The sequence below is a fragment of the Lysobacter enzymogenes genome, from assembly GCF_017355525.1.
Classification (GTDB): Bacteria; Pseudomonadota; Gammaproteobacteria; order Xanthomonadales; family Xanthomonadaceae; genus Lysobacter; species Lysobacter enzymogenes_C.
The window spans coordinates 4,659,370-4,679,393 of sequence record NZ_CP067395.1 but is presented as its reverse complement, the minus strand read 5'-3'; the positions used below and the strand labels follow the sequence as shown (position 1 = coordinate 4,679,393).

16 protein-coding genes are annotated in these 20,024 nt (G+C 70.5%); 5 read left to right on the top strand and 11 right to left on the bottom strand.

The features are described 5' to 3' along the window. Positions 1-73 precede the first annotated feature (73 nt). From JHW38_RS19760 to JHW38_RS19740, 5 genes are all read left to right on the top strand, one after another. A complete protein-coding gene (locus JHW38_RS19760; RefSeq protein WP_207523025.1) occupies positions 74-3,124 on the top strand; it encodes a TonB-dependent receptor in 3,051 nt (1,016 codons plus the stop codon). Positions 3,125-3,248: 124 nt separating this feature from the next. Further along, positions 3,249-3,989, top strand: coding sequence for a Slam-dependent surface lipoprotein (locus tag JHW38_RS19755; protein WP_207523024.1), 741 nt, complete (start codon positions 3,249-3,251; stop codon positions 3,987-3,989). A 92-nt stretch (positions 3,990-4,081) separates the two neighbouring features. Next, positions 4,082-5,563, top strand: a complete 1,482-nt coding sequence (locus JHW38_RS19750) for a surface lipoprotein assembly modifier (protein ID WP_207523023.1) — start codon at positions 4,082-4,084, stop codon at positions 5,561-5,563. After that, a complete protein-coding gene (locus JHW38_RS19745) occupies positions 5,560-6,381 on the top strand; it encodes an energy transducer TonB family protein (RefSeq protein WP_207523022.1) in 822 nt (273 codons plus the stop codon). The genes JHW38_RS19750 and JHW38_RS19745 overlap by 4 nt, the downstream gene beginning before the upstream one ends. Before the next feature lie 86 nt (positions 6,382-6,467). Further along, positions 6,468-7,466 carry a hypothetical protein gene (locus JHW38_RS19740; RefSeq protein ID WP_207523021.1) on the top strand — a complete coding sequence of 333 codons (999 nt, stop codon included), beginning with the start codon at positions 6,468-6,470 and terminating at the stop codon, positions 7,464-7,466. A gap of 94 nt (positions 7,467-7,560) precedes the next feature. Here JHW38_RS19740 and JHW38_RS19735 read toward each other — a convergent pair whose 3' ends face one another. From JHW38_RS19735 to JHW38_RS19685, 11 genes are all read right to left on the bottom strand, one after another. Next, positions 7,561-8,112 (bottom strand): GTP-binding protein, encoded by a 552-nt coding sequence (locus JHW38_RS19735; RefSeq protein WP_207523020.1) that lies wholly within the window; start codon positions 8,110-8,112, stop codon positions 7,561-7,563. After that, on the bottom strand, positions 8,109-9,107 hold the full coding sequence (locus JHW38_RS19730) for a hypothetical protein (protein ID WP_207523019.1): 999 nt from the start codon (positions 9,105-9,107) through the stop codon (positions 8,109-8,111). The genes JHW38_RS19735 and JHW38_RS19730 overlap by 4 nt, the downstream gene beginning before the upstream one ends. A gap of 117 nt (positions 9,108-9,224) precedes the next feature. After that, positions 9,225-9,584, bottom strand: coding sequence for a roadblock/LC7 domain-containing protein (locus JHW38_RS19725; protein ID WP_207523018.1), 360 nt, complete (start codon positions 9,582-9,584; stop codon positions 9,225-9,227). Positions 9,585-9,689: 105 nt separating this feature from the next. Continuing rightward, on the bottom strand, positions 9,690-10,145 hold the full coding sequence (locus JHW38_RS19720) for a roadblock/LC7 domain-containing protein (protein ID WP_207523017.1): 456 nt from the start codon (positions 10,143-10,145) through the stop codon (positions 9,690-9,692). A gap of 361 nt (positions 10,146-10,506) precedes the next feature. After that, positions 10,507-11,469, bottom strand: a complete 963-nt coding sequence (locus JHW38_RS19715; RefSeq protein ID WP_207523016.1) for a hypothetical protein — start codon at positions 11,467-11,469, stop codon at positions 10,507-10,509. 22 nt (positions 11,470-11,491) lie between these two features. Then, the gene (locus JHW38_RS19710) at positions 11,492-12,436 is read right to left on the bottom strand and encodes a hypothetical protein (protein ID WP_207523015.1); all 945 of its coding nucleotides are present in this window, start codon (positions 12,434-12,436) and stop codon (positions 11,492-11,494) included. Between the two features lie 98 nt (positions 12,437-12,534). Beyond that, complete coding sequence (locus tag JHW38_RS19705; RefSeq protein ID WP_207523014.1) at positions 12,535-13,449, bottom strand: hypothetical protein; 915 nt, start codon at positions 13,447-13,449, stop codon at positions 12,535-12,537. A 204-nt stretch (positions 13,450-13,653) separates the two neighbouring features. Continuing rightward, complete coding sequence (locus JHW38_RS19700; RefSeq protein ID WP_207523013.1) at positions 13,654-14,235, bottom strand: hypothetical protein; 582 nt, start codon at positions 14,233-14,235, stop codon at positions 13,654-13,656. Between the two features lie 169 nt (positions 14,236-14,404). Continuing rightward, positions 14,405-17,809, bottom strand: coding sequence for a TonB-dependent receptor domain-containing protein (locus JHW38_RS19695; protein WP_207523012.1), 3,405 nt, complete (start codon positions 17,807-17,809; stop codon positions 14,405-14,407). Positions 17,810-18,106: 297 nt separating this feature from the next. Then, on the bottom strand, positions 18,107-19,210 hold the full coding sequence (locus JHW38_RS19690; RefSeq protein ID WP_207523011.1) for a FecR family protein: 1,104 nt from the start codon (positions 19,208-19,210) through the stop codon (positions 18,107-18,109). Between the two features lie 141 nt (positions 19,211-19,351). Further along, positions 19,352-19,924, bottom strand: a complete 573-nt coding sequence (locus JHW38_RS19685; protein ID WP_207523010.1) for an RNA polymerase sigma factor — start codon at positions 19,922-19,924, stop codon at positions 19,352-19,354. Positions 19,925-20,024: the final 100 nt, after the last annotated feature.

The following is a 20,024-nucleotide window of genomic DNA, read 5'->3' as shown; positions in this document are numbered from 1 at the left end:
AACGCCGCTCACCTTCGCGCCGATACCAGCGGCCGCGGCGGTGGGCTCCGATCCGACTTGAGGAGTTCGCTGCATGTCTTTCGTTCCGGCCCGCCGCCGGCGGCCGTTCGCGCGCGTCGCGCTGGCGGCCTGCGTCCATCTGGCCCTGAGCGCCGCGTTCGTTCCCTGCGCCGGTGCGCAAACCGCCGCCGCGCAGGACGCGCCCGCCGCGCGCCGCTACGACATCGACGCGCAACCGCTGGCCGCGGCGCTGCGCGCCTACAGCCGGATCAGCGGGGTGCAGGTGGTGTTCGACAGCGCCGACGGCGCCGGCGCGAACTCGACCGCGCTGCACGGCGACTACGCCGACGACGAAGCCCTGCGCCGCCTGCTCGCCGGCACCGGCCTGAGCGCGCAGCGGCGCGGCGCCGGCACGGTGGTGCTGCGCAAGAGCGCGGCGCGCGCCGGCGGCAGCGACGCGCCCCTGGTGACCGATACGCTCGCCGTCGGCGCCTCCGCTTACGACCGCGCCGGCCGCCGCGACGAACGCGGTTACGACGAGGTCTACGACCTGGATCTGTCGACGGTGTACGCCGGCAAGGAACAGATCGAGCGCTACAAGGGCGCGGCGCCGGCCGACGTGTTCAAGGGCATGCTCAACGTCTACAGCGGCGACGCGCGCAACAGCGGCGCGCTGGATCCGAACATCCGCGGCATCCAGGGCCCGGGCCGGGTGCCGCTGACCATCGACGGCACCGAGCAGGCGCTGACGGTGTGGCGCGGCTACAACGGCGCCAACAACCGCAACTACATCGACCCGAACCTGATCGGCGGCATCCAGGTCATCAAGGGGCCGAACCTGGCGCGCAACGTCAACAGCTCGATCGGCGGCGCGGTCGTGGTCAACACCCTGGACGTGGCCGACATCCTCAAGCCGGGCGAGCGTTTCGGCGGCGAATTCAAGCTCGAAAGCAGCGACAACGCGACCGATCCGCGGCTGCCGAAACTGTCGACCGGGCAGGACTACCGCAGCATTCCGGGCTTTCCGAGCAATCCGCAGGCGACCTACTACGACCCGACCCTGTACAAGCCCGTGCGCAACAGCGGCGGCGGCGACCTGATCGCCGGCGACGACCACGCCATGCGCCTGGCGCTGGGCCTGCGCGAAGACCGCTTCGACCTGCTCGCCGCGTACGCCTACCGCAAAAAGGGCAACCATTTCTCCGGCGACAACGGCGGCGGCTTCTACAGCCGCGCCTACGACCCGGCCAAGAGCCTGAACTACATCACCAGCCTGGCGCGCTTCTACCGGCCCGGCGACGAAGTGCCGAACACCTCCAGCGAAATGGAATCGTGGCTGCTCAAGGCCGTGGTCCGCGCCAGCGAGAACCAGACCCTGAAGTTCGGCCTGCGCGACACCCGCTCGGACTACGGCGAAATCCTGCCCACGCGCATCTCCTGGCGCGACACCACCGAAACCGGCGCGCCGCAGTGGCCGCTGAGCAAGGTCCGGGCCAAGGCCTACAACCTGGAATACACCTGGAAGCCCGGCGGCCGCTGGTTCGATATCTACGCCAACCTGTGGACCACGCGCACGGTCAGCGACACCTACAGCGCCGGCGGTTTTCCGAACTGGGCGACCTACGACGACCCGATCCTGCGCAACACCGCGCTGGCCAACGCCCACCACGACCGCAACGGCCTGACCTTCAGCAACAAGAGCGCGTTGCGCGACGACCTCGACCTCACCGTCGGCTTCGATTACCAGCACGAGAAGCTGCGCTCGGACGACGAGTACAACGGCGTCGCCGACGGCTGGCGCATGTTCCCGCGCGCCGGCCGCCGCGAGCAGCGCGACTTCAGCCTCAAGCTGGACTGGCGCGCGAGCGAGCGCCTGAGCCTGAGCGCGGGCCTGCGCTACCAGTCGTACTGGGCGTTCGACGACTTCCTCGCCGACCAGTTGGCCAAGGGCGACACCCGGCTCGGCCAGGTGCTGTTCCCGCAGCGCTACGCGATGAGCTACTACACCCGCGACCCGCGCATGAGCCAGGCCGCGCTGGATGCGCGCATCGCCACCATCCGCCGCAACGCCGAGCGTTTCGGCTGGACCCCGCAGGTGATCGCGACCCAGATCGAACAGGCGACCTACACCGTGCGCAACCTCGCCGCCGACTGGCGCCCCGACGCCGACGGCCGCTTCCGCCGCGCCGACAACGTGTTCCTCAACGGCAGCCTGGACGGCGTCGACTACGGCCGCGCCAGCGCCTCGCTGCAACCGCTGTTCCTGCAACAGCAGGCCCAGCACCACGACGGCAGCGGCTGGACCCCGACCCTGGCGGCGACCTTCAACTTCAGCGACGAAGCGCGGCTGTACTTCCGCCACAGCCAGGCGCGGCGCTATCCGAGCATGTTCGAAAGCACCCTGGGCTTTTCCGCCGCGCTGCCGGTGGCCGCGCTCAAGCCCGAGCACGCCTACAACTACGAGCTGGCCTACGTCCACGATTTCAGCCGCCGGCTCGGCGCCGACTACGCCGACCTCAAGCTGACCTATTACCACCACAAGACCCGCGACGTGATCGAGCGCAGCGGCCAGTTGCAGTTCTCCAACATCGACAAGCAGACCCTGCGCGGCCTGGAATTCCAGGGCCGCTACGACAACGGCCGCTTCTTCACCGACCTGAGCGTGGCGCGCAATCTGGAAAACACCGTCTGCGACGAAAGCGTCGCGGCGATCAACGACCCGACCGGCCGCATCGGCGTGCCGAACTGCGTGCAGGCCGGTTTCGTCGGCGGCTATCTGATCACCCAGGCGGTGCCGAAGCTGTCGGCGAACTGGTCCCTCGGCGGGCGCTTCCTGGATCGCAAGCTCGAAGTCGGCGCGCGCGTGGTCCACCACAGCAAGTACGAAAACGGCGATTACGACCTCTACCAGGAGCAGCGCCTGGGCGCGTACTTCAACGTGCCGCTGGCCTGGGACCGCATCACCACCTACGACGCTTACGTCAATTACCGGGTCAACGAAGCCGTGGCGCTGGAGCTGGTCGGCACCAACCTGGGCGACCTGTACTACGTCGATCCGCTGACGCGTTCGGCGATGGCGGCGCCGGGCCGCACGCTGAAGCTGAGCCTGACCGCCAAGTTCTGACGCGGCGCCGCCGGCGCCGCGCACCGAGATCTGTTGCGCACGAAGCAATGGATGAGCGACCGGGCGCGCATCGCGCTCTAGCCAAAGTTCATCCCATCGTTCCAATCATTCAAAGGAGTTCCACATGAAGCGCATGAGCCTCACCGTTTCCGCCCTCGCCGTAGCGATGCTCGCCGGCGCGGCCCAGGCCGCCGTGGTCGGCGACCAGAGCGACAACACCTACGTCGAAGCCGGCGTCTCCACCGTCAACGCCGGCCCGCACGTGGCCGGCCGTCCGGGCATCGGCGTGTACACGATGGGCACCGACCGCAAGGTCGATTTCCAGGCCCTGCAGACCTTCGCCCCGGCCGACGCCAACGGCGTGTCGAGCCTGGTCTCGCCGATCACCCCGCCGAGCCACAGCGGCATGGGCGTGTTCCATTTCGCCAAGATCGCCGGCCAGAACGTCTATTTCGGCGAATGGTCGCAGAGCGCGCCGACCGACGGCACCCACACCGTCTACTACGCCGGCGACAACGCCGGCACCACCGTGCCGACCTCGGGCACCGCCACCTACACCGTGGCCGGCCTGAACCAGTACAACGGCGCCAACAAGCTCAACGGCACCTTCAACGCCAACTTCGGCGCCGGCCAGCTCAGCGGCAGCCTCAGCAATGGCAGCGTGACGGTCAACATCGGCACCGCGGCGATCAGCGGCACCGGGTTCTCCGGCAGCGGCGCCAGCGCTTCGGTCGGCGGCGCCACGGTCGCCACCGGCGGCGTCAGCGGCCAGTTCTTCGGCGCGAACGCGGCGGCGCTGGCCGGCGTGACCCGCTTCGACGACCGCCTGTACGACACCGCCTTCGGCGGCACCAAGAATCCCTGAGGGATTCGCCGGTAAAGGCCCGCGGCCGGTTCGTCCGGTCGCGGTCCGCCGCGCCGCCGCAGGGATGCGGCGCGCGGTTCCGGCGTTCGACCATGACCCGCCCTCGCCTTTTCTCCAGCGCAATCGGCTTCGCCGCCGGGCTTGCGCTGTGCCTGTTTTGCCTCGCCGCGCCCGCGCAGGACCGCGACGACACCCGCCTGCGCCTGGACCACGGCCTGGAACAACGCCAGAGCGAACGCGAACGCGCGCTGCTGGAAGAAGAAAACGCCGCGCGCGCCGGTACCGATGCGCCCGCCGAGGCAGAGCTGCGCGATCCCGACGCGCTGGCCGCCGCGCTCTACCGCGCCGTCAGCGCGCGCCAGTGGCCGCAGGCGCGCGCGTTGCTGCAACGCTACCGCGCACTGCCGCAGCGCGACCGCATGCTCGAACTGTACGCGCAAGGCGCGCTGGCCCGCGCCGACGGCGATCTGGACCGCGCCGAACGCGACTACCGCGCATTGCTGGAGCTGCAAGCCGATTTCCTGCCCGCGCAGCTGGAACTGGCGCGGGTGCTGTTCGAAAACCAGCTCGACCGCGAGGCCGAGCAGCGCTTCCAGGCCATCGCCGATGCGCTCGACGCCGGCGACGCCAAGACCGCCGGCGTGCGCCGCACTGTCGAGACGTTCCTGCGCGCGCTGCGCAACCGTCGCGGCTGGCACGGCAGCGTCGCGCTGGGGCCGACCTGGAACGACAACATCAACCAGTCCTCGGCCAGCCGCACCTGCCTGCTGGCCGCGCCCGACGGCCAGTGCGCGATCGAACGCAGCCTGCCCGCGGCGATCCGCGGCGGAGGGCTCGACTACGACGCCAGCCTGACCCGGCGCCAGCCGCTGCGCGGCCACCACGGCCTGTACCTGCGCTCGCTGCTGTACGGCTATTCGTATCGCGACCGCAGCGATTTCAACGAAACCACCTGGACCAGCAGCGCCGGCTGGTCCTATGCCGATGCGCGTCATGCCTTCACCGCCGCGCCGCAGTTCGAGTACGCCGCGTTCGGCAACCGCAGCCTGTACGCCGCCTGGGGCGCGCGCGCCGACTGGACCTGGACGATCTCGCCGCGCTGGCTGTTCAAGCTGGAAGGCGACTACAAGCGCATGCGCTACCGGCGCCAGGACCTGGCCGGTTACGACGGCCCGACCAGCGCGGTCTACGCGACCGTTTGGCGCGCGCTGCCGCAGCGTTGGATGCTGTTCGGCGGCCTCGACCTGGCCCGGCGCGAGACCCGCCGCGACACCGAAGCGTATCTGCAACGCGGCCTGCGCCTGGGCCTGTCCAAGCAGTTCGATGCGGGCGTGTCGCTGCTGCTGTTCGGGTCCTTGCGCAAACGCGTCCACGACGAGTGGAACGCGACCTTCCAGGCGCGCCGCCGCGACGAGGAACTCAACGCCACCGCGATCGTGCGGGTGCCGCGCTGGGCCTTCGCCGGTTTCGTTCCGAGCCTGACGTACAAGCGCAACCGCACCGACAGTTCGATCGACTGGCTGTACGGTTACGACCGCGACACCGTAAGCCTCAAGCTGGAGCGCGCGTTTTGAGCGCGCCGGCGCTGACGCTGGCGACGCCGCGCGCCGCGCACGCCTGCTCGCGCAGCCGGCGGCGCGCACCTGCGCGCACGCGACCGGCGCGCGAGCGCGAGGCCGGCTGGATCGGCGCGGCGATCACGCTGGCGTTGCATGCCGCGTTGCTGCTGGCCTTGCTGGGCCTGCGCACGCCGGCGCCGGCCACACCGCCGACGCCGCCGGCCGCCGCGGTGCTGATGGAACTGTCGCTGCTGCCGCGCGCGCCGCCGACGCCGGCGCGCGATCTGCCGCCGGGGCCCGCGCAAGACGAGCGCGTCGCCAGCCGCGCGCAACCGCCGCGCGAGACCATGCGCGAAACGCCGTTGCCGCCGCAGGCGCAAGGCGATGTCGCCAGCGCGCCCGAGCCGGCACCGCTCAGCGCGCCGCGCGAAGCGCCGCCTGCGCAGGACCAGACCGCGGCCAGCGCGTCGGCGCCGCCGGCCGTCGCCGCCGCGCCCGCGCCGCGTTACGCCGCCGCGCAGGACGCCGCCGGCGCCGGCCGCGAGATTCCGCGGCAATGGCAGCAGTTGCTGCTCGGCCATCTCGAACGTTTCAAGCGCTATCCGCGCCAGGCCCGGCGCCTGCATCAGCAAGGCGTCGCGCAGGTGCGGCTGAGCGTCGCCGGCGACGGCCGCGTGCTCGCGGTGCGGATCGAAACCGCGAGCGGCTACGCCGCGCTCGACGCCGAAGCGCTGGCCGTGGCCGAGCGCGCCAGCCCGGTGCCGGCGCCGCCGGCCGAGCTCGGCGACGAGGTGCAGGTGGTGGTGCCGATGGAGTTCTACATCGCGCGCTGAGCGCGGCCGACGCATGACTTTCCGGCCTTGCCGGCGCGCGCCGGCCGCTCGCACCATCGCCGCGATTCCGCAGCGCAAGAGCGACGATGAATCTGAAGAAGTGGCGTACCGCACTGTGTTGCGCGGCGTTGTTGGCGGCAGCGGCACCGGCGGCGGCGCGATCGCCGGCGCTCGAGGCCTCCGATGTCGCCCGTTTCTGGACCGCCTACGACGCCGTTCGCGCCAGCGCCGATCCGGCCGAAAAACGCCGCGCGCTGCTGCGCGACTACATCGATCCGGGCACACCGGGCCTGCGCGCCTTCATGCAGGCCAAGGGCTATACGCCGGAGTGCTATCTCGACGCGATCGAGCGCTATCCCAAGTTCTGGAATTCGCTGCGCGCCGACACTCTCGCGCTGGCCGGGAAAACCGCCGACGCGCCGCAGCGGATCGAAGCGCTGCGCCGGCTGTACCCGCCGCTGCGCCCGGCGACGGTCTACTTCGCCATCGGCTGCCTCAACTCCAGCGGCACCACTCTCGGCGACAAGGTGCTGATCGGCGCGGAACTGGCTGCGGCCGGGCCGGACACCGACGTGTCGGAACTGCCCGAACCGCGCCGCAGCGGGCTGCGCGGCTACTTCGCCACCCGCCCCAGCGAAGCGCTGCCGCTGCTGCTGGTGCACGAGTACGTGCACACCCAGCAGAAAGGACCCGGCCCGACCTTGTTGGCGCAGGCGATCTACGAAGGCGCGGCCGACTTCGTCGCCGAACGCGCCACCGGCCAGCTGCCGCCGCTGGACTACGTCCGCTACGGCCGGCGCAACGAAGCCCGGCTCAAGCGCGACTTCCGCGCCGAAATGCACGACGCGTCGTACGCCAAGTGGCTCTACAACGCGCCCGACCCGCGCTACGGCGTGCGCGACCTGGGCTACTACATGGGCTATGCGATCGTGCGCGACTACTACGCCCGCGCCGCCGACCGCGAACGCGCGCTGCGCGAGATCGTCGAACTCGATTGCACCGACCAGGCCGCGGTGGAGGCGTTCCTGGCGCGCTCGGGCTTCTATGCCGACGAGGCGGCCGCGGCCGCCGCGCCTGCGGGCTGAAGCGCGCAGCGCCCTGCGCGCGCCGCGAGCGCCGGCGCCGCTACGGCCCGGTTGCGGTCGCGGGCGCCGCGAGCGCGGCGCGGCGCGCCCCGCCTCAGGCCACCGCGTTGACCTTCGCCTCCGCATAGCGATACGACAGCAGCATGCGGATCAAGGTCTCGACCTGCGCCGCGTCGCGCGCGTCCAGCCGCGCCATCGGCAAGCGATGGCCGCGGCGGCCGAGCGCGTCGCGGAATTCGAGCAGGGCGAAGTCGCTGCCGAGGTCGGCGCGGGTGACGCCGACGGCGAACGCGGCGTCGGGGGCGATGCGGGCGAAGTCGCGCAGCAGCGCGTCGGCCTGGCCGACCATGTCGGCGCTGTCGGCGGCGACCAGCACGACGATGCCGACCGCGCCTTCGCACACCAGCGGCCACATGAAATCCAAATAACGCTGGCCGGGCACGCCGTAGACGTGCAGCAGTTCGCCGTCGTCGAGTTCGATGGTGCTGTAGTCCATCGCCACGGTGGTGTGGGTCTTCTCGCCCAGCGCGCCCTGGCTGATCGGCATTTCGGTGCTGATCGGCTCGCGGTCGGAGATCGCGCGGATGGCGGTGGTCTTGCCGGCGCCCATGTCGCCGACGAAGGCCAGCTTGATCAAGTCGGTCATGGCCCGCGTTCCTGGTTCTTGCCGACAACTGCCTGCCCGAGGGTCAAGCCGAAGCGGCGCGCCAGCCGCTGCAGCAGGCCGGGCGCGCGCGCATCGGCCGCGCGCCGCGCCGGCGCCGCCGGCGCCTGCGCGTCGGCCAGCCCGCTGGCCAGCACCGCGGCGTACATGCGTTCGAGTTCCAGCGCCGGGGTGGCGGTGGCCTGGGCCAGTTGTGGCAGCGGCCAGGCGCGTTCGAGCAGGCAGCTCAGCGGCAGCAGCCAATGCACCGGCAGTTCGTTGGCCGACAGCAGCGGCCACGCGCGCAGGCGCAGCGGCCGTTCGGGCGGCACGTCGGCGATCGGCGCCTCGTGCGCCAGGGCGATGTCCCACAGCACCGATTCCAACGGATAGCTCGCGATCACGTCCTGCTCGAATTCTTCGGCGTAGCGGCGCGGCGACAACGCGGTGACGAACCAGTTCGGCGCCAGCGCCTCGTCGATCAGCGCCGGGTACGGCATGCGCCGCAGCATGTGCAGGCGCGCGCCGGCCAGATCGATCGCCAGCCGGAACAGGCCGCGTTCGAGCAGGCGCACGCCGTTTTCGGACGCGCCGGTGTCCGCGGCGGCCAGCAGCTGGCGCAGGAACGGCGCCGCGGCCGGATCGGTCGCGGCGACGCGCTCGGGCGGCGGCTCGTCCACGTCCAGGCGTTCGCGCAGGCACGCCGACAGTTCGTCCGGCTCGGCGTACAGATCGAGCGAACGCACGCTGCCGGGATCCCACGGCAACCGGCCGATGCGCACCACCGGGATGCCGCTGCGCAAGGCGGTGTCGACCGCCATGCGGCTGGCGCTGGTTTCGGTGCCGACCACCAGCACCTGGGCGGTGCGTCCGTCCCAGCGCCGCAGTTCCACCTCGATGCGCTCGCCGGCGAGCAGTTCGCGCGCGGCGCGCAGGCGCGCGTCGCGGGATTTGTCGAGGTCGACGCTGGCGACCACGTAGCGCTGCTTGGATGCCACCCATGCCTCCTGGCGGTGGCGCGGCCGGGCGGCCGCGCATTGCCGGGTCATCGAGCGCCGCGGCGGCGGGCCGCGCGCGGTCGGCTCATCGCTGCGGTCCGATCACTTGAAGTCCGCTCACTTGAAGTCGAGGGTCTTCTCGAACGCCTTGAGCTCGTGGCGGGCCATCGCCAGGTTGGCGCGGCCGCGGTCGAGCACCACGTACAGGAACAGCGTCGGGTTGCTCTCCAGCGGGCGGATCAGGTGGTACTGCTTGCCGAGGCTGATCAGGATGTCCTCGATGGTGTCGTTGAGGCCGAGCTGCTGGGCGACGCGGCGCTTGGAGCGGACCACTTCGGAATTGCCGGCGGCGGCCACTTCCAGGTCGATGCCGCCGCCGCCGATCGCGGCCAGCGCCATGCCGCTGTCGCTGTCGACCAGGGCGGCGCCGACGAAGCCGGCCAGGGTGTTGAGTTCGTCCAGTTGCAACTTCGACATCTCGAGCTCCTTGATGCGTGTGGGATACGGCTGAGGCCTTGCGGGGGGATGCCGCGGCCGCGCGCCGGCCCGCCGCGGCGGGTCGGCGGTCGGGCGGCGGGACAACTAGGGTCGGACGGGCGCGGGGTCGCGCAGCGCCGCGCCGATGCGCGCGGCGCATTCGCGCGCGGCCACCAGCAGCGCGGCCAGCAGCGTGTCGGAGCCGGCCAGCGCCAGCAGGGTCAGCGGCTTGGCGGCGTGGACGCGGAACAGCACCAGGTTGCCGCGGGCGGTGCAGACGGTGGCGTAGTCGGCCTGGCTGAGCTGCATTTCGCCGGCCAGGGTCTCGCCGAGGGTCAGGAAGGAGTTGGCCATCGCCGCGATCCGGCGCGCGTCGGCGCCGCCGTCGATGCGTTCGGCCAGGGCGCGGCCGTCGGCGGTGGAGACGCACAGCGCGCGCATGCCCGGGACCCGTTGCCAGCAGCGTTGCAGCTCGGCGTCCAGCAGCGCCGCGGTGGCGCCTTCGCCGTGCGGGGCCGTTTCCAACCGCCCCAGCAACATGTCGATCGTGGTTCGCTGCATGCGAGTTCCGCTCCCCTGGCTGGCCGGGGCCGCTAAAACGCCAATTGGCGCCGCGCCCGGTCAAATATTGACATTGGTCACACTATAGCCGTTTTTTTATGTGATGTTTGTTGCAGTTTTTACAGGTATTGCTCAGTCGCCCGGCACGAGCGGCCGGCCTGAAGGCGCTGTCGCGCCGGGCTGCAATGGCTGCGCAGGTCCGCAGCGCGGGCGGGCGGCGACGGCGACGGCAACAGCGAAACGGGCTCAGGCGTGCGCCGGAATGACGGGGAAGTGGGCGAAACCGCCTCCGCGTCATTCCGGCGCACGCCGAAACCCAGGTTGTTTTTTGCGCTTGCCGGACCTCGCAGCGCGTCGCGCGCTAGAAGTCGCAGGCCTCCCACCCCGGCGGCGTGCCGTCGGTGGAGCGGCCCTTGAAGCCGGCGTCGAGGGTGTTCTGCGCCCAGGCGTCGGCCTCGGCGATCTGGGCCGGGGCGAGGCCGGCGGCGACCGCGGCCAGTTGCTGGTCGAGCTGCTGCGCGCGGTGCGACTCGGCGCCGAGCCGGTACAGCTTGAGGTAGCGGTAGTGCTGGACCGGATCGGCGCCGAGCAAACCGCCGAGCAGGCTCGTCGAGCCGGGTTCGTAGGCCTGTTGCAGCAGGTCGACCACGCGCCAGTCGCCGGCGGCGAGGCCGGCCTCGACCAGCTGCGTCGCCGCGGCGCGATAGCCGCGCAGCGCGTCGGGACGGCGGATCAGGCTGCGCGCGTCGTACAGCGGGCCGCGTTCGAGATAGCAGGCGCGCGCCTGCTCGTCGCCGAGCCGGGCGGCCTGGGCGATGTTGCCGACCAGGCTGGCGAGCATGGCGTCGCCGACGCCGGCGCACATCGCCTGCTCCTGCTGCGCGCGCTGCTGGCGCAGCTCCATCGCGTCGAGCAAGGCCTGATAGGTGCGCAGCTGCGCCGCGCTCATGCCTTCGGTCGAGCGGCGGGTGAGTTCCTCGGTCGCGCCGGCGTTGCGCCATTGGCTGCTGCGCAGGCGGTTGCAACGGTCCAGGTCGCGGACCAGGCGGGTCGCCGCGGCGGCGTCGCCGGCGTTGGCGCTGGCTTGCAGGCGGGCGAAGTTGTCTTTCAGCGGCGTGCCCGGCGCGGGCAGCGCGCCGCCTTTGACCGGGACCGCGGCGGCGGTGGCCGCAGCGTCGCCGGCGACGGCCGGGTCTTCGGCCAGCGCCTGGATGCGCAGATCGCGGCGCGCCGCATCGGCGCCGGCGCGGCCGGCGTAATAGGCGCCGGTCACCGCGGCCGCTACGGCGATCAGGCCGGCGCCGATCCACAGGCTGCGCTTCATGCGGCGGAGCTCGGCTGGAAGGTCATGGCGACGGAAACACGCACGGATCCCACAGCGGGCCGTCGGCGTCGATGGCGCGGCCGTGGAAGTTCTGGTTGAAGGTGCGCGACGCCCACGCCTCGGCGTCGGCGAGCTGGGTCGGGTTGAGCTTGGCCGCGGCCATCGCCAGGTCCTCGTCGGTGACGCCCGGTTGCGGCGGCGCGCCGAGCCGGAACAGCTTGAGGTAACGGTAGCGTTGCGCAGGGTCCTTGCCAACGGCGGCGGCGAGCAGGCTGTCGGCGCCGGGTTCGTAGGCGCCGCGCAGTTGATCGAGCACGCGCCAGTCGCCGTCGGCGATGCCGCGTTCGATCAGCGCGCGGGCGTTGCCGCGGTAAGCGCTCAAGCGTTCGGGATGGTCGAGCAGACCGGCCGCGTCGACGCCCGGGCCGCGCGCCAGATAGCAGGCGCGCGCATAGGGTTCGCCGAGCAACGCGGCTTTTTGCAGATTCGGCGTCAACGCGCCGAGCATCGCCGCGTCGACGCCCTCGCATTGCGCGCGCAGGGCTTCGAGCGAGCGCTCGTTGGTCTCGGCCGCTTCCAGGCCGGCGCGCAGGTTCTGTCGCTGCTGGGCGTTGCCGGCGTCGTCGCGCGCGGCCAGCAGTTCGTCGGAATAACGCCGCACCTCGCGTTCCATCCGCGCGTAGCGGCGGCATTGGCTGAGATCGCGGTAGAGCCGGGTCGCGGCGGCGAGATCGCCGGCATCGCTGCGCGCCTGCAAGCCCGCGTAAGCGCGCTTGAGCGCGGCGCCCGGCGGCGGCAGCGCGGCGCCGGTGTCGGCGCGCGCGGCCGGCGCAAGGGTGGCGGTCGCCGCCCGTCCTTCGGCGGCGACCGGACCCTGCGCTTCCTCATGGGCCGCCGTTCGTCCCTGATGGCGGCCCATGAGGTACACGGCGACGAATGCGGCCAAAGCGAGGGCAATGGCCGCCACGGTCCGCACGCGTTTGAGCGGGGCGGAATCGGAGCGGGTCATGCGTCCCGCCCCTCATCCGCAACGCGCACGGTTCGCTGAGTCGTCGCCAATGGTCCTTACTGCTCGCTGTCCAGTACGTACTGCGCGGCCGCGATCGAGGACTTGCCGCTCATGATCGCGGTGTTGGTGCCGGCGGCCGCCGGCAGGCCGACCTTGAGGTTGACCGCACCGGACACCAGCGCGTCGAGCAGCGGGGTCAGGATCGGCAGGCCCAGGGCGATATTGCCGCAGCCGCTGGCCTTGGGCACAGCGAAGGAGTTGTCGACCAGGGTGTTGCCGTCGACCTGCAGATAACCGATGAAGTTCGGCTCGTCGGTCCATACCGTGTACGCGTTGCCCGGATTGCCGGAGATCGGCAGGTTCGGCGGCGGCGGCGCGGTGGTGCCGGTCTGCAGCTTCAGCACGATCGGATCCTGCGCCGAACCGATGTAGCAGCTGCCGCCCAGGAACGGGTTCTGCAGATGCACGCGCACCGCCAGGCGGGCGACGGTCGGGTCGCTGCCGTCGGTCGGCGGATACAGCGCGTTGCCGAAGTTGGTCTGCACCGCCTGCACCGGTTCGATCGTCGCGCTGACGTCGTTGACCGCGCCGACGATAGCCCAGAACGCGGTCCACAGCGGGCCGGGCCAGTTCGGCGCCGGGTTGACGATGCCGAGCAGCCCGCCCGGCACCTTGGCCGGCGGCGCCTGCAGCGTCGGTCCGCCGACCGCGGCGTAGAACGGCGACGGGCCGAGGCTCTCGATGCCGCCCTGCATGACGATGGGCTTGTCGATCGGCATGGTGGTGCTGCCGATCTTGAGCGTGCCCGAGGTGGTGGTGTTGAGCACGCAGCTGCCGACCGACGGGTTGGTGTACGGGCAGAACTTGAACATCGCATACGGGCCCGACGGCGTGCCGGCTTGGGCCGCCGACGCGCCGATGAGCGTCAGCGCCGCCGCCAGTGCGGCCGTGCGTAGCGGAGTCTTGCGCATTCTCGAATCCTCCTGAAAGTTTGGTGCGGCCGGGGCGCATGGACAAAAAGGGGAGGAAAAGCTCCTCCCCTGCGCCGAAGTCCGTCTCGGCCGATTGCCGCGTCCGGCGTATCGCCGGGCCGGTCGCCCGTTCGCGCCACGCATGAAGCGCGACGGGCGCCGGCCCGCGCCGGACGCGGCCGGTGTGGGCTGAGTGTCAGCCGATCAGATCACCCGGACCGGAGTGCTCGGCGAGAGCCCGCCGCCGTTCTGGGTCTGCACCGAGCACGGGCCCAGCGCGCCCTTGAACACGAAGCGGTTCGAACCCGAGCCGGAGGACTCCAGCACGCCGTTGATGGTCCCCGAACCGGTCGTGCTCGGGCAGGTCACGTTGAGCGGCGCCGGCAGGAAGATGCGGATGCCGGAGATGCTCACGCTCGACAGCGGCCCGGTCAGGGTCGGCGCGCCGGTGAACGGCGGGTTGGCGCCGGTGTAGCCGCCGGCGGCGCCCGGGGTCATGCCCCAGTTGAAGTTCGAGGCGACGATGCCGTTGCAGGCCGACGAACCGGTGAACGAGGCGCCGGTTACGACGGCGACGCCGCCGCTGACGCTGACGCTGAAGTTCGCCGTGCACGGCAGGCTGTTGCCGATGTAGCTGGCGGTGGTCGGGCCGGTGAAGGTGACGGAGCCGCTGTTGACCCAGGCCGAACCGTTCCACAGTTCGAACGAAGCCGCGGAGGCGGAGGTGGCACCGCAGATCGCGGCGGCCGAAACCAGGGCGAGGATCGAATGCTTGAGCTTGGACATTGCGTGTATCTCCTGTGAGGCGTCGAGTTGGGCGGGCGTGCGGGCCCGCGCGGGACTGTCACGGATGGAGCGGCGCCGTGGCTGCGCTGCCTGGGAGCTGCGGTGCCTGTCTGCAGCGTTCAGGCGATTGCCGACCGCCGCCCGCGCGCGCGGGCGGCGACGTTTTGGATCAGAAGAAGCCCTTGCTCACGGTCAAGCCGATGATGCGCGGGTCCTGGATGAACACGTTGCTGGTCAAACCGGTGTCGTCGCTGTTCATGAAGGTGCCGGTGATCGCCTTGCCGCCGAGCGCGTTCTTGACGTACAGCTGGATCGCCAGATCGCTCTCGATGTCGCGCCAGGTCACCGAGACGTTGACGTTGCCCCAGTCGTGCAGGCGGTCGATCTTGTCTTGGTAGATGCGCGCCCAGCTCGGGCCCTGGTAGTACAGGTCCGCGCGCACGGTGAAGTCGCCCTTGCCGGTCATGAAGGTGTACTGCGGGCTCAGGCTGGCGGTGATGTGCGGCGCGTTCGGCAATTCGTTGCCGCCGACGTTCTTGGCGAAGCCGGCGCCGCCGTTGGGCGCGTCCTTGGCCGGGTCGTAGGTGAAGCCGTACAGGCCGTCGTACGGGCCGCCCGGCGAGAAGCCGGCGCCGTTGAGCGGCAGGTTGGTCGAGCAGAAGCTGTTGAGGATGTTGGCGGCGTTGTTGAACGGCGGGTCGAGCGGATAGGTCGCGTCGAGCACCGCCTTGACCAGTTCCTTCGGCGCGATGCAGTTCGAAGCCAGTTGCAGCCACGGCTTGACCACCACCCAGTCGGCGTTGCCGGCGGTGCGGTCCATCACGTCGATGGAGTACTGGTTCGAACCGATCCGGGTGCGCAGCAGGCCGACGTTGCCGCTGAGCTGGAACGCGTCGGTCGGCTTCCACACCGCTTCGAGCTCGGCGCCCCAGGTCTTGGCGTCGAAGTTCTCGTTGAGGGTGGCGCGGTCCTGGATCTGCGAGACCTGATAGTCCTTGTAGTCGTTGTAGAACAGCGTGCCGTTGAGGACGAAGCGGCCGCCGGCCATGACGTTCTTCATGCCGACTTCGAACGCGTTGACGTACTCCGGCTTGAACTCGGGGCTGCGCTGCTCGAAGCTCAGCGCCATCGGGTTGGCGCCGATGCCCGGCGAGTTGGTGCCGCCGGCCTTGTAGCCGCGCGAGGCCGAGGCATAGAACATCGTGCTGTCGGTCCACGACAGGTCCGGCGACCAGTCCAGCACCAGCCGGCCGGTCGGCTCGTTCCAGGTCTGGCGTATCTTCGGCAGCGCCGGATAGCCGTAGCCCACGTAGCCGCCGAACAGCTGCGGCACGCCGGCGGTGCCGGTGGAATCGGCCAACAGGGTCTGGGTCGGATACGGCGTGGTGGTCTTGCGGTCGTTGGTGAAGCGCACGCCGGCGGTCAGGCGCAGATTGTCGCGCAGCTGCCAGTAGCCTTCGCCGAAGATCGCCGCCGACTTGGTCTCGGCGAGGTTGCGGCTGCGGAAGTAGTTGTGGCCCTGGCCGTTGATCGAGCCCAGCGGATTGGGATCGATGTAGACGCAGGGAATGATCTGCCCGGTGTTGGGATCCAGGCGCGTGGCGCCCGGCGAGCAGCTGCCCGGACGGCTGCCGGCGCCGTTGCCGTTGAAGAACAGGTCGGCCAGCGCGGTGATCACGTTGCCGAACACGTAATAGCTTTCGTCGACCTTGTATTCCAGGTAGTTGGCGCCGACGCTGAAATTGAACGGGCCGTCGAACGAGGATTGCAGGCGGAACTCCTGCGACCACTGGCTGCTCTTGGAATCCACCAGGTCGGCGATCAGCAGGCGGTCCGAGCAGCCCAGCTGCGGATCGCAGTACTTGCCGTCCGGGAACGCGTTGTACGCCGGCTCCGGACCGTCCGGGCCGAACACCGACACGCCGTTGGAGGTGTTGGTGAAGATCGGGTTGGACTGGAAGCGGCCGTAGTCCTGGGTCGAGTAGTACTTGTCGCGGGTGTACAGGGTCTGCGAGACGAAGCGCAGGTGCTCGCCGACGTCGGCGCCGAGGTTGAACTGGAAGACGTCGTTGCTGGCCTCGAACTTGGGATCGTAGGAGGTCGCGATCTTGCGCAGGTCGCGCGACTGGGTCACGCCTTTGTAGGGATCGAACCCGCGCGGGATCATCGAGGCGATGTCGAGGAAGTTGCCGTCCGGATCCAGGATGTAGCCGATGCCGGTGCTCTGCGCGCCGAGCACGAACGGGATGCTGGCGCCGTTGGGAACGCCGAACGCGCCGTCGTTGTACAGCGAGCCGTCCTTGCAGCCCTGGCTCATGTAGTTGCGGTCGATCGCCGACACCGTGGTGCTGCCGAACGCGAGCGGGCCGGGATCGTTGTGGCACAGCTGCTTGCCGGTGCGCGCGCGGCGGTCGTCTTCCTGGAAGTGTTCCCACACCAGGCTGGCGTCGAACTTCTCGCTGGGCTTGAACGCGAACGACAGGCGGGTCGACAGCAGGTCGCGGTCGTTGACGTCGCGTCCGGTCACCTCGTTGTGGTCGAAGCCGTCGCGCTTGGTGTACTGGCCGGCCAGGCGGAAGGCGAAGGCATCGGTCAGCGGCACGTTGACCATGCCGGTCACGCGGCGGGTGTCGTAGTTGCCGATCTCGCCCTTGACGTTGGCCTCGTAACCGTCGGGGTTGGCCAGGTTCGGGATCATGTTGACCACGCCGGCGGTCGCGTTGCGGCCGTACAGCGTGCCCTGCGGGCCGCGCAGCACTTCGACCCGCTCGACGTCGAGGTATTCCTGCTCGAACAGGCGGTTGCGGATCAGCGGCGTGCTGTTGAAGCTCACCGCCACCGCCGGGTCGGTGGTCACCGACAGCGCCTGGGTGCCGATGCCGCGGATCTGGAAGTTGTAGCTGGCGAAGTTGGTCTTGGAGAAGGTCACGTTGGGCGTGGCGGTGACCAAGTCGCCGCCGGTTTCGATCTTGCGGTCGCCCAGGTCCTTGCCGCCGAACGCGCTGATCGCGATCGGCACCTTCTGGATGTTCTCGACCTTCTTCTGCGCGGTCACCACGATGGTGTCGAGGGTGGTCGCGTTGGGATTCCTAGCGGGGCTTGCGGTCGCTACCGGCGCCTGTTGGTCGTCTTGCGCTTGCGGGGAGGCCGCCGCCGGCTGCGTCTCGGCGACCTCTTGCGCGTTTCCCTGCTTCTCCTCGGCGGCGGGCGCGCTGGCGCCGGCAGCGGCGGCGCTGGCGGAATTGCTGATCAGGATCGCGCCGGACGCGTTGGTGGCGTAGCTCAGGCCGGTGCCGTCGAGCAGTTCCTCCAGCGCCTGGCGGTTGCTCTTTTCGCCGCGCACCGCGCGCGCGGTCTTGCCCGCGGCGAGTTCCGGCGCGTACAGCAATTGCGTTCCGCTCTGGCGCGCGTACTCGGACAGGGCGGTGTCGAGGCGCTGCGGCGCGATGTCGAAGCGCGCGCTCGCCGACGAGCGCTCGCCGGCATACGCCGCCATGCACGGCAGCAGCGCGAGGAACAACACGGCGCGCCGCGATGCGCCCAGCAACGAGTGTTTCTGAACTCGCAATTGCATTCGTTCTCCCCTCTTTCGGATGGCCGGCCGCGTGTGCCCGCGACCTGGTTACTTAGGTACAGACGCGCGGCCGCACGAAACCCGAACCTCGCAACGGGATTTAATTCGCGGCGCAACTTGTTGTACCGGCGAGTTTTGTTTTGCGCTGCAACAGTCGTCGCGTTCGCCCGCAGCGAGGCGCGCGGCGACAACGCGCACGCCGGCAGCGCGCGCCGCAGCGGCGGCGCTGCCCAAGATAGGGATTCGAGGTTTCCGCAAAGCGGCCGCGGCGAATCCGCGGCCGCAAGGACGACGCGATCAGCCGCGCAGCGGCGCGTCCGGCGCGCGCGGCTTGAGCACGATGTCGTCGTTGGCGAGCGTGTCGCGCTCGATCGGAAAGTAGTCGGTCAAGGCTTCGACGAAGGTGCCGGTGTCGCCGGTGTTGAACGCGCCGCTGATCTTGAGCGAGGCCAGGTGCGCATCGGCCAGCACGATCTTGCGCTGCGAATAGCGGTTGATCTCGGCCACCGCGTCGCTCAGGCGCTCGTTCTCGAACACGATCTGGCCGTTGCGCCAGCTGACCACCCGGCGCACGTCGGCCGCGCGCACCTGCGGCGCGGCCTTGGCCGCGGCGACGAACTGCTCGCCCGGGCGCAGCTCGGCCAGCGCCGCCGCGCCCGCGGCGGCCTTGGCGCTGGCCGCGGCGGCGGCCTTGGCGGCGCGGGTCACCGTGACCCGGCCTTCGAGCAAGGTGACTTCGAACGCGCGCGAGGACAGATAGACATCGAACTCGGTGCCCAACGCGGTGACCTGACGGCCGCCGGCGCTGACCACGAACGGCCGGGTGCGGTCCTTGGCCACCTTGAACAAGGCCTGGCCGCGCTCCAGCGTGACCGCGCGCAGGCCGTCGCGGTAATGCGTGCTGACCCGGCTGTCGGTGTTGAGGGTGATGGTGGAACCGTCGGCGAGGACGAAGCTTTCGCGCTGGCCGACGCCGGTCTGGTAGACGTTGCCGGCGAGCGCGTCGCGCGCGTCGTCGACGACCTTCCAGGAACCGCCGAGGTTCAGGCCGATCGCGCCGAGCAGGCCGAACACCGCCACCGAAGCGGCGATGGCCCAGCCGCCGCGCTGGCGGCGCCGGCGCTGCGCGCCCTCGCGCGCGACCCGGCCGAGGGTGTCGCGGCGCAGCGCCTGCATCTGCGGCTCGTCGGCCAGCATTTCGGCCAGCCGGCGCGCCGCGTCGGCGCGCGCATAGGCCTGCGCGTGCTGCGGCGATTGCGCCTGCCAGGCGTGGAACGCTTCCCGCATCGTCGCGTCGTCGCGGTCGCGCAGGATCTCGCTCCAGCGCGCCGCGTCCTCGTCGATGCTCCGCGATCCGGGTTCCGCCGACCCGTCCCGCACCAGCGCGATTTTGCATTTCATCGGGTGTGACCTCTCCACGAACTCCGGCCGATGCGCCGCGACTGCGTCGCGCGACCGATGTTCCGATCCGTGACGGCCCGCTCAGGCCGAACGCGTTCGAACGCACAGGTCGCGCCCGCCCCTAAGGGCCTGGCGCGGCGCTCACTCCTGCCCTGCACATCCATCGACGATGCCTCCCAGTTGCGCCAGGGCCTTGGCCATGTGCTTCTCGGCCGAGCGCACGGAGATGGCCATCATCGCCGCGATTTCCGCATATTTCTTCTTCTCCATGACCCGCAGCACGAACACGTCGCGGGTCCGTTCCGGCAGCCCGCGCAGGGCCGCGGCCACCAGTTCGACCTGCTCCTTACCCAGTAAGACGCGCTCGGGCGAAATATCCGTAGCCGGATCGTGCACTTCGGCGTCGAAGGACTCGTGCGCGTCCTGGTTGCGGGCCCGGCGGCGCCGGCCCCAGTCGCGCAGGGTGTTGGCGGCGACCTGGAACACGTACTGCTCGACGTGCTCGATCGGCCCGCCGCGGGCGCGCCGGATCAGGTGCAGGAACACCTCCTGGGTCAGGTCCTCGACCTCGGCCGCGTCCTTGACCCGCTTGGAAAAGAAGCCGCGCAGGGGCAGGCGGTAGCGCAGGGACACGTTGTTCCATTGCGCGGCGCCGTCCTCCCCGTAATCGGCGAGCGATGCGGACTCATGCGGCCATGACGCCGGATCGGTCATTGCGCTTCCTTCCCTAAACGATGGCACGGCGCCGCCCCACGCGACGGCCGGTTCGACGGCGCCGACGCCGGCGACGCGGCGGGACGCCTCGGCGGGCGTC

Excerpts from the sequence above, each read along its gene's own strand:
- JHW38_RS19760 (WP_207523025.1), top strand. The coding sequence starts at position 74 with ATGTCTTTCGTTCCGGCCCGCCGCCGGCGGCCGTTCGCGCGCGTCGCG.
- JHW38_RS19755 (WP_207523024.1), top strand. The coding sequence starts at position 3,249 with ATGAAGCGCATGAGCCTCACCGTTTCCGCCCTCGCCGTAGCGATGCTC.
- JHW38_RS19750 (WP_207523023.1), top strand. The coding sequence starts at position 4,082 with ATGACCCGCCCTCGCCTTTTCTCCAGCGCAATCGGCTTCGCCGCCGGG.
- JHW38_RS19740 (WP_207523021.1), top strand. The coding sequence starts at position 6,468 with ATGAATCTGAAGAAGTGGCGTACCGCACTGTGTTGCGCGGCGTTGTTG.
- JHW38_RS19735 (WP_207523020.1), bottom strand. The coding sequence starts at position 8,112 with ATGACCGACTTGATCAAGCTGGCCTTCGTCGGCGACATGGGCGCCGGC.
- JHW38_RS19725 (WP_207523018.1), bottom strand. The coding sequence starts at position 9,584 with ATGTCGAAGTTGCAACTGGACGAACTCAACACCCTGGCCGGCTTCGTC.
- JHW38_RS19720 (WP_207523017.1), bottom strand. The coding sequence starts at position 10,145 with ATGCAGCGAACCACGATCGACATGTTGCTGGGGCGGTTGGAAACGGCC.
- JHW38_RS19715 (WP_207523016.1), bottom strand. The coding sequence starts at position 11,469 with ATGAAGCGCAGCCTGTGGATCGGCGCCGGCCTGATCGCCGTAGCGGCC.
- JHW38_RS19705 (WP_207523014.1), bottom strand. The coding sequence starts at position 13,449 with ATGCGCAAGACTCCGCTACGCACGGCCGCACTGGCGGCGGCGCTGACG.
- JHW38_RS19700 (WP_207523013.1), bottom strand. The coding sequence starts at position 14,235 with ATGTCCAAGCTCAAGCATTCGATCCTCGCCCTGGTTTCGGCCGCCGCG.
- JHW38_RS19695 (WP_207523012.1), bottom strand. The coding sequence starts at position 17,809 with ATGCAATTGCGAGTTCAGAAACACTCGTTGCTGGGCGCATCGCGGCGC.
- JHW38_RS19690 (WP_207523011.1), bottom strand. The coding sequence starts at position 19,210 with ATGAAATGCAAAATCGCGCTGGTGCGGGACGGGTCGGCGGAACCCGGA.
- JHW38_RS19685 (WP_207523010.1), bottom strand. The coding sequence starts at position 19,924 with ATGACCGATCCGGCGTCATGGCCGCATGAGTCCGCATCGCTCGCCGAT.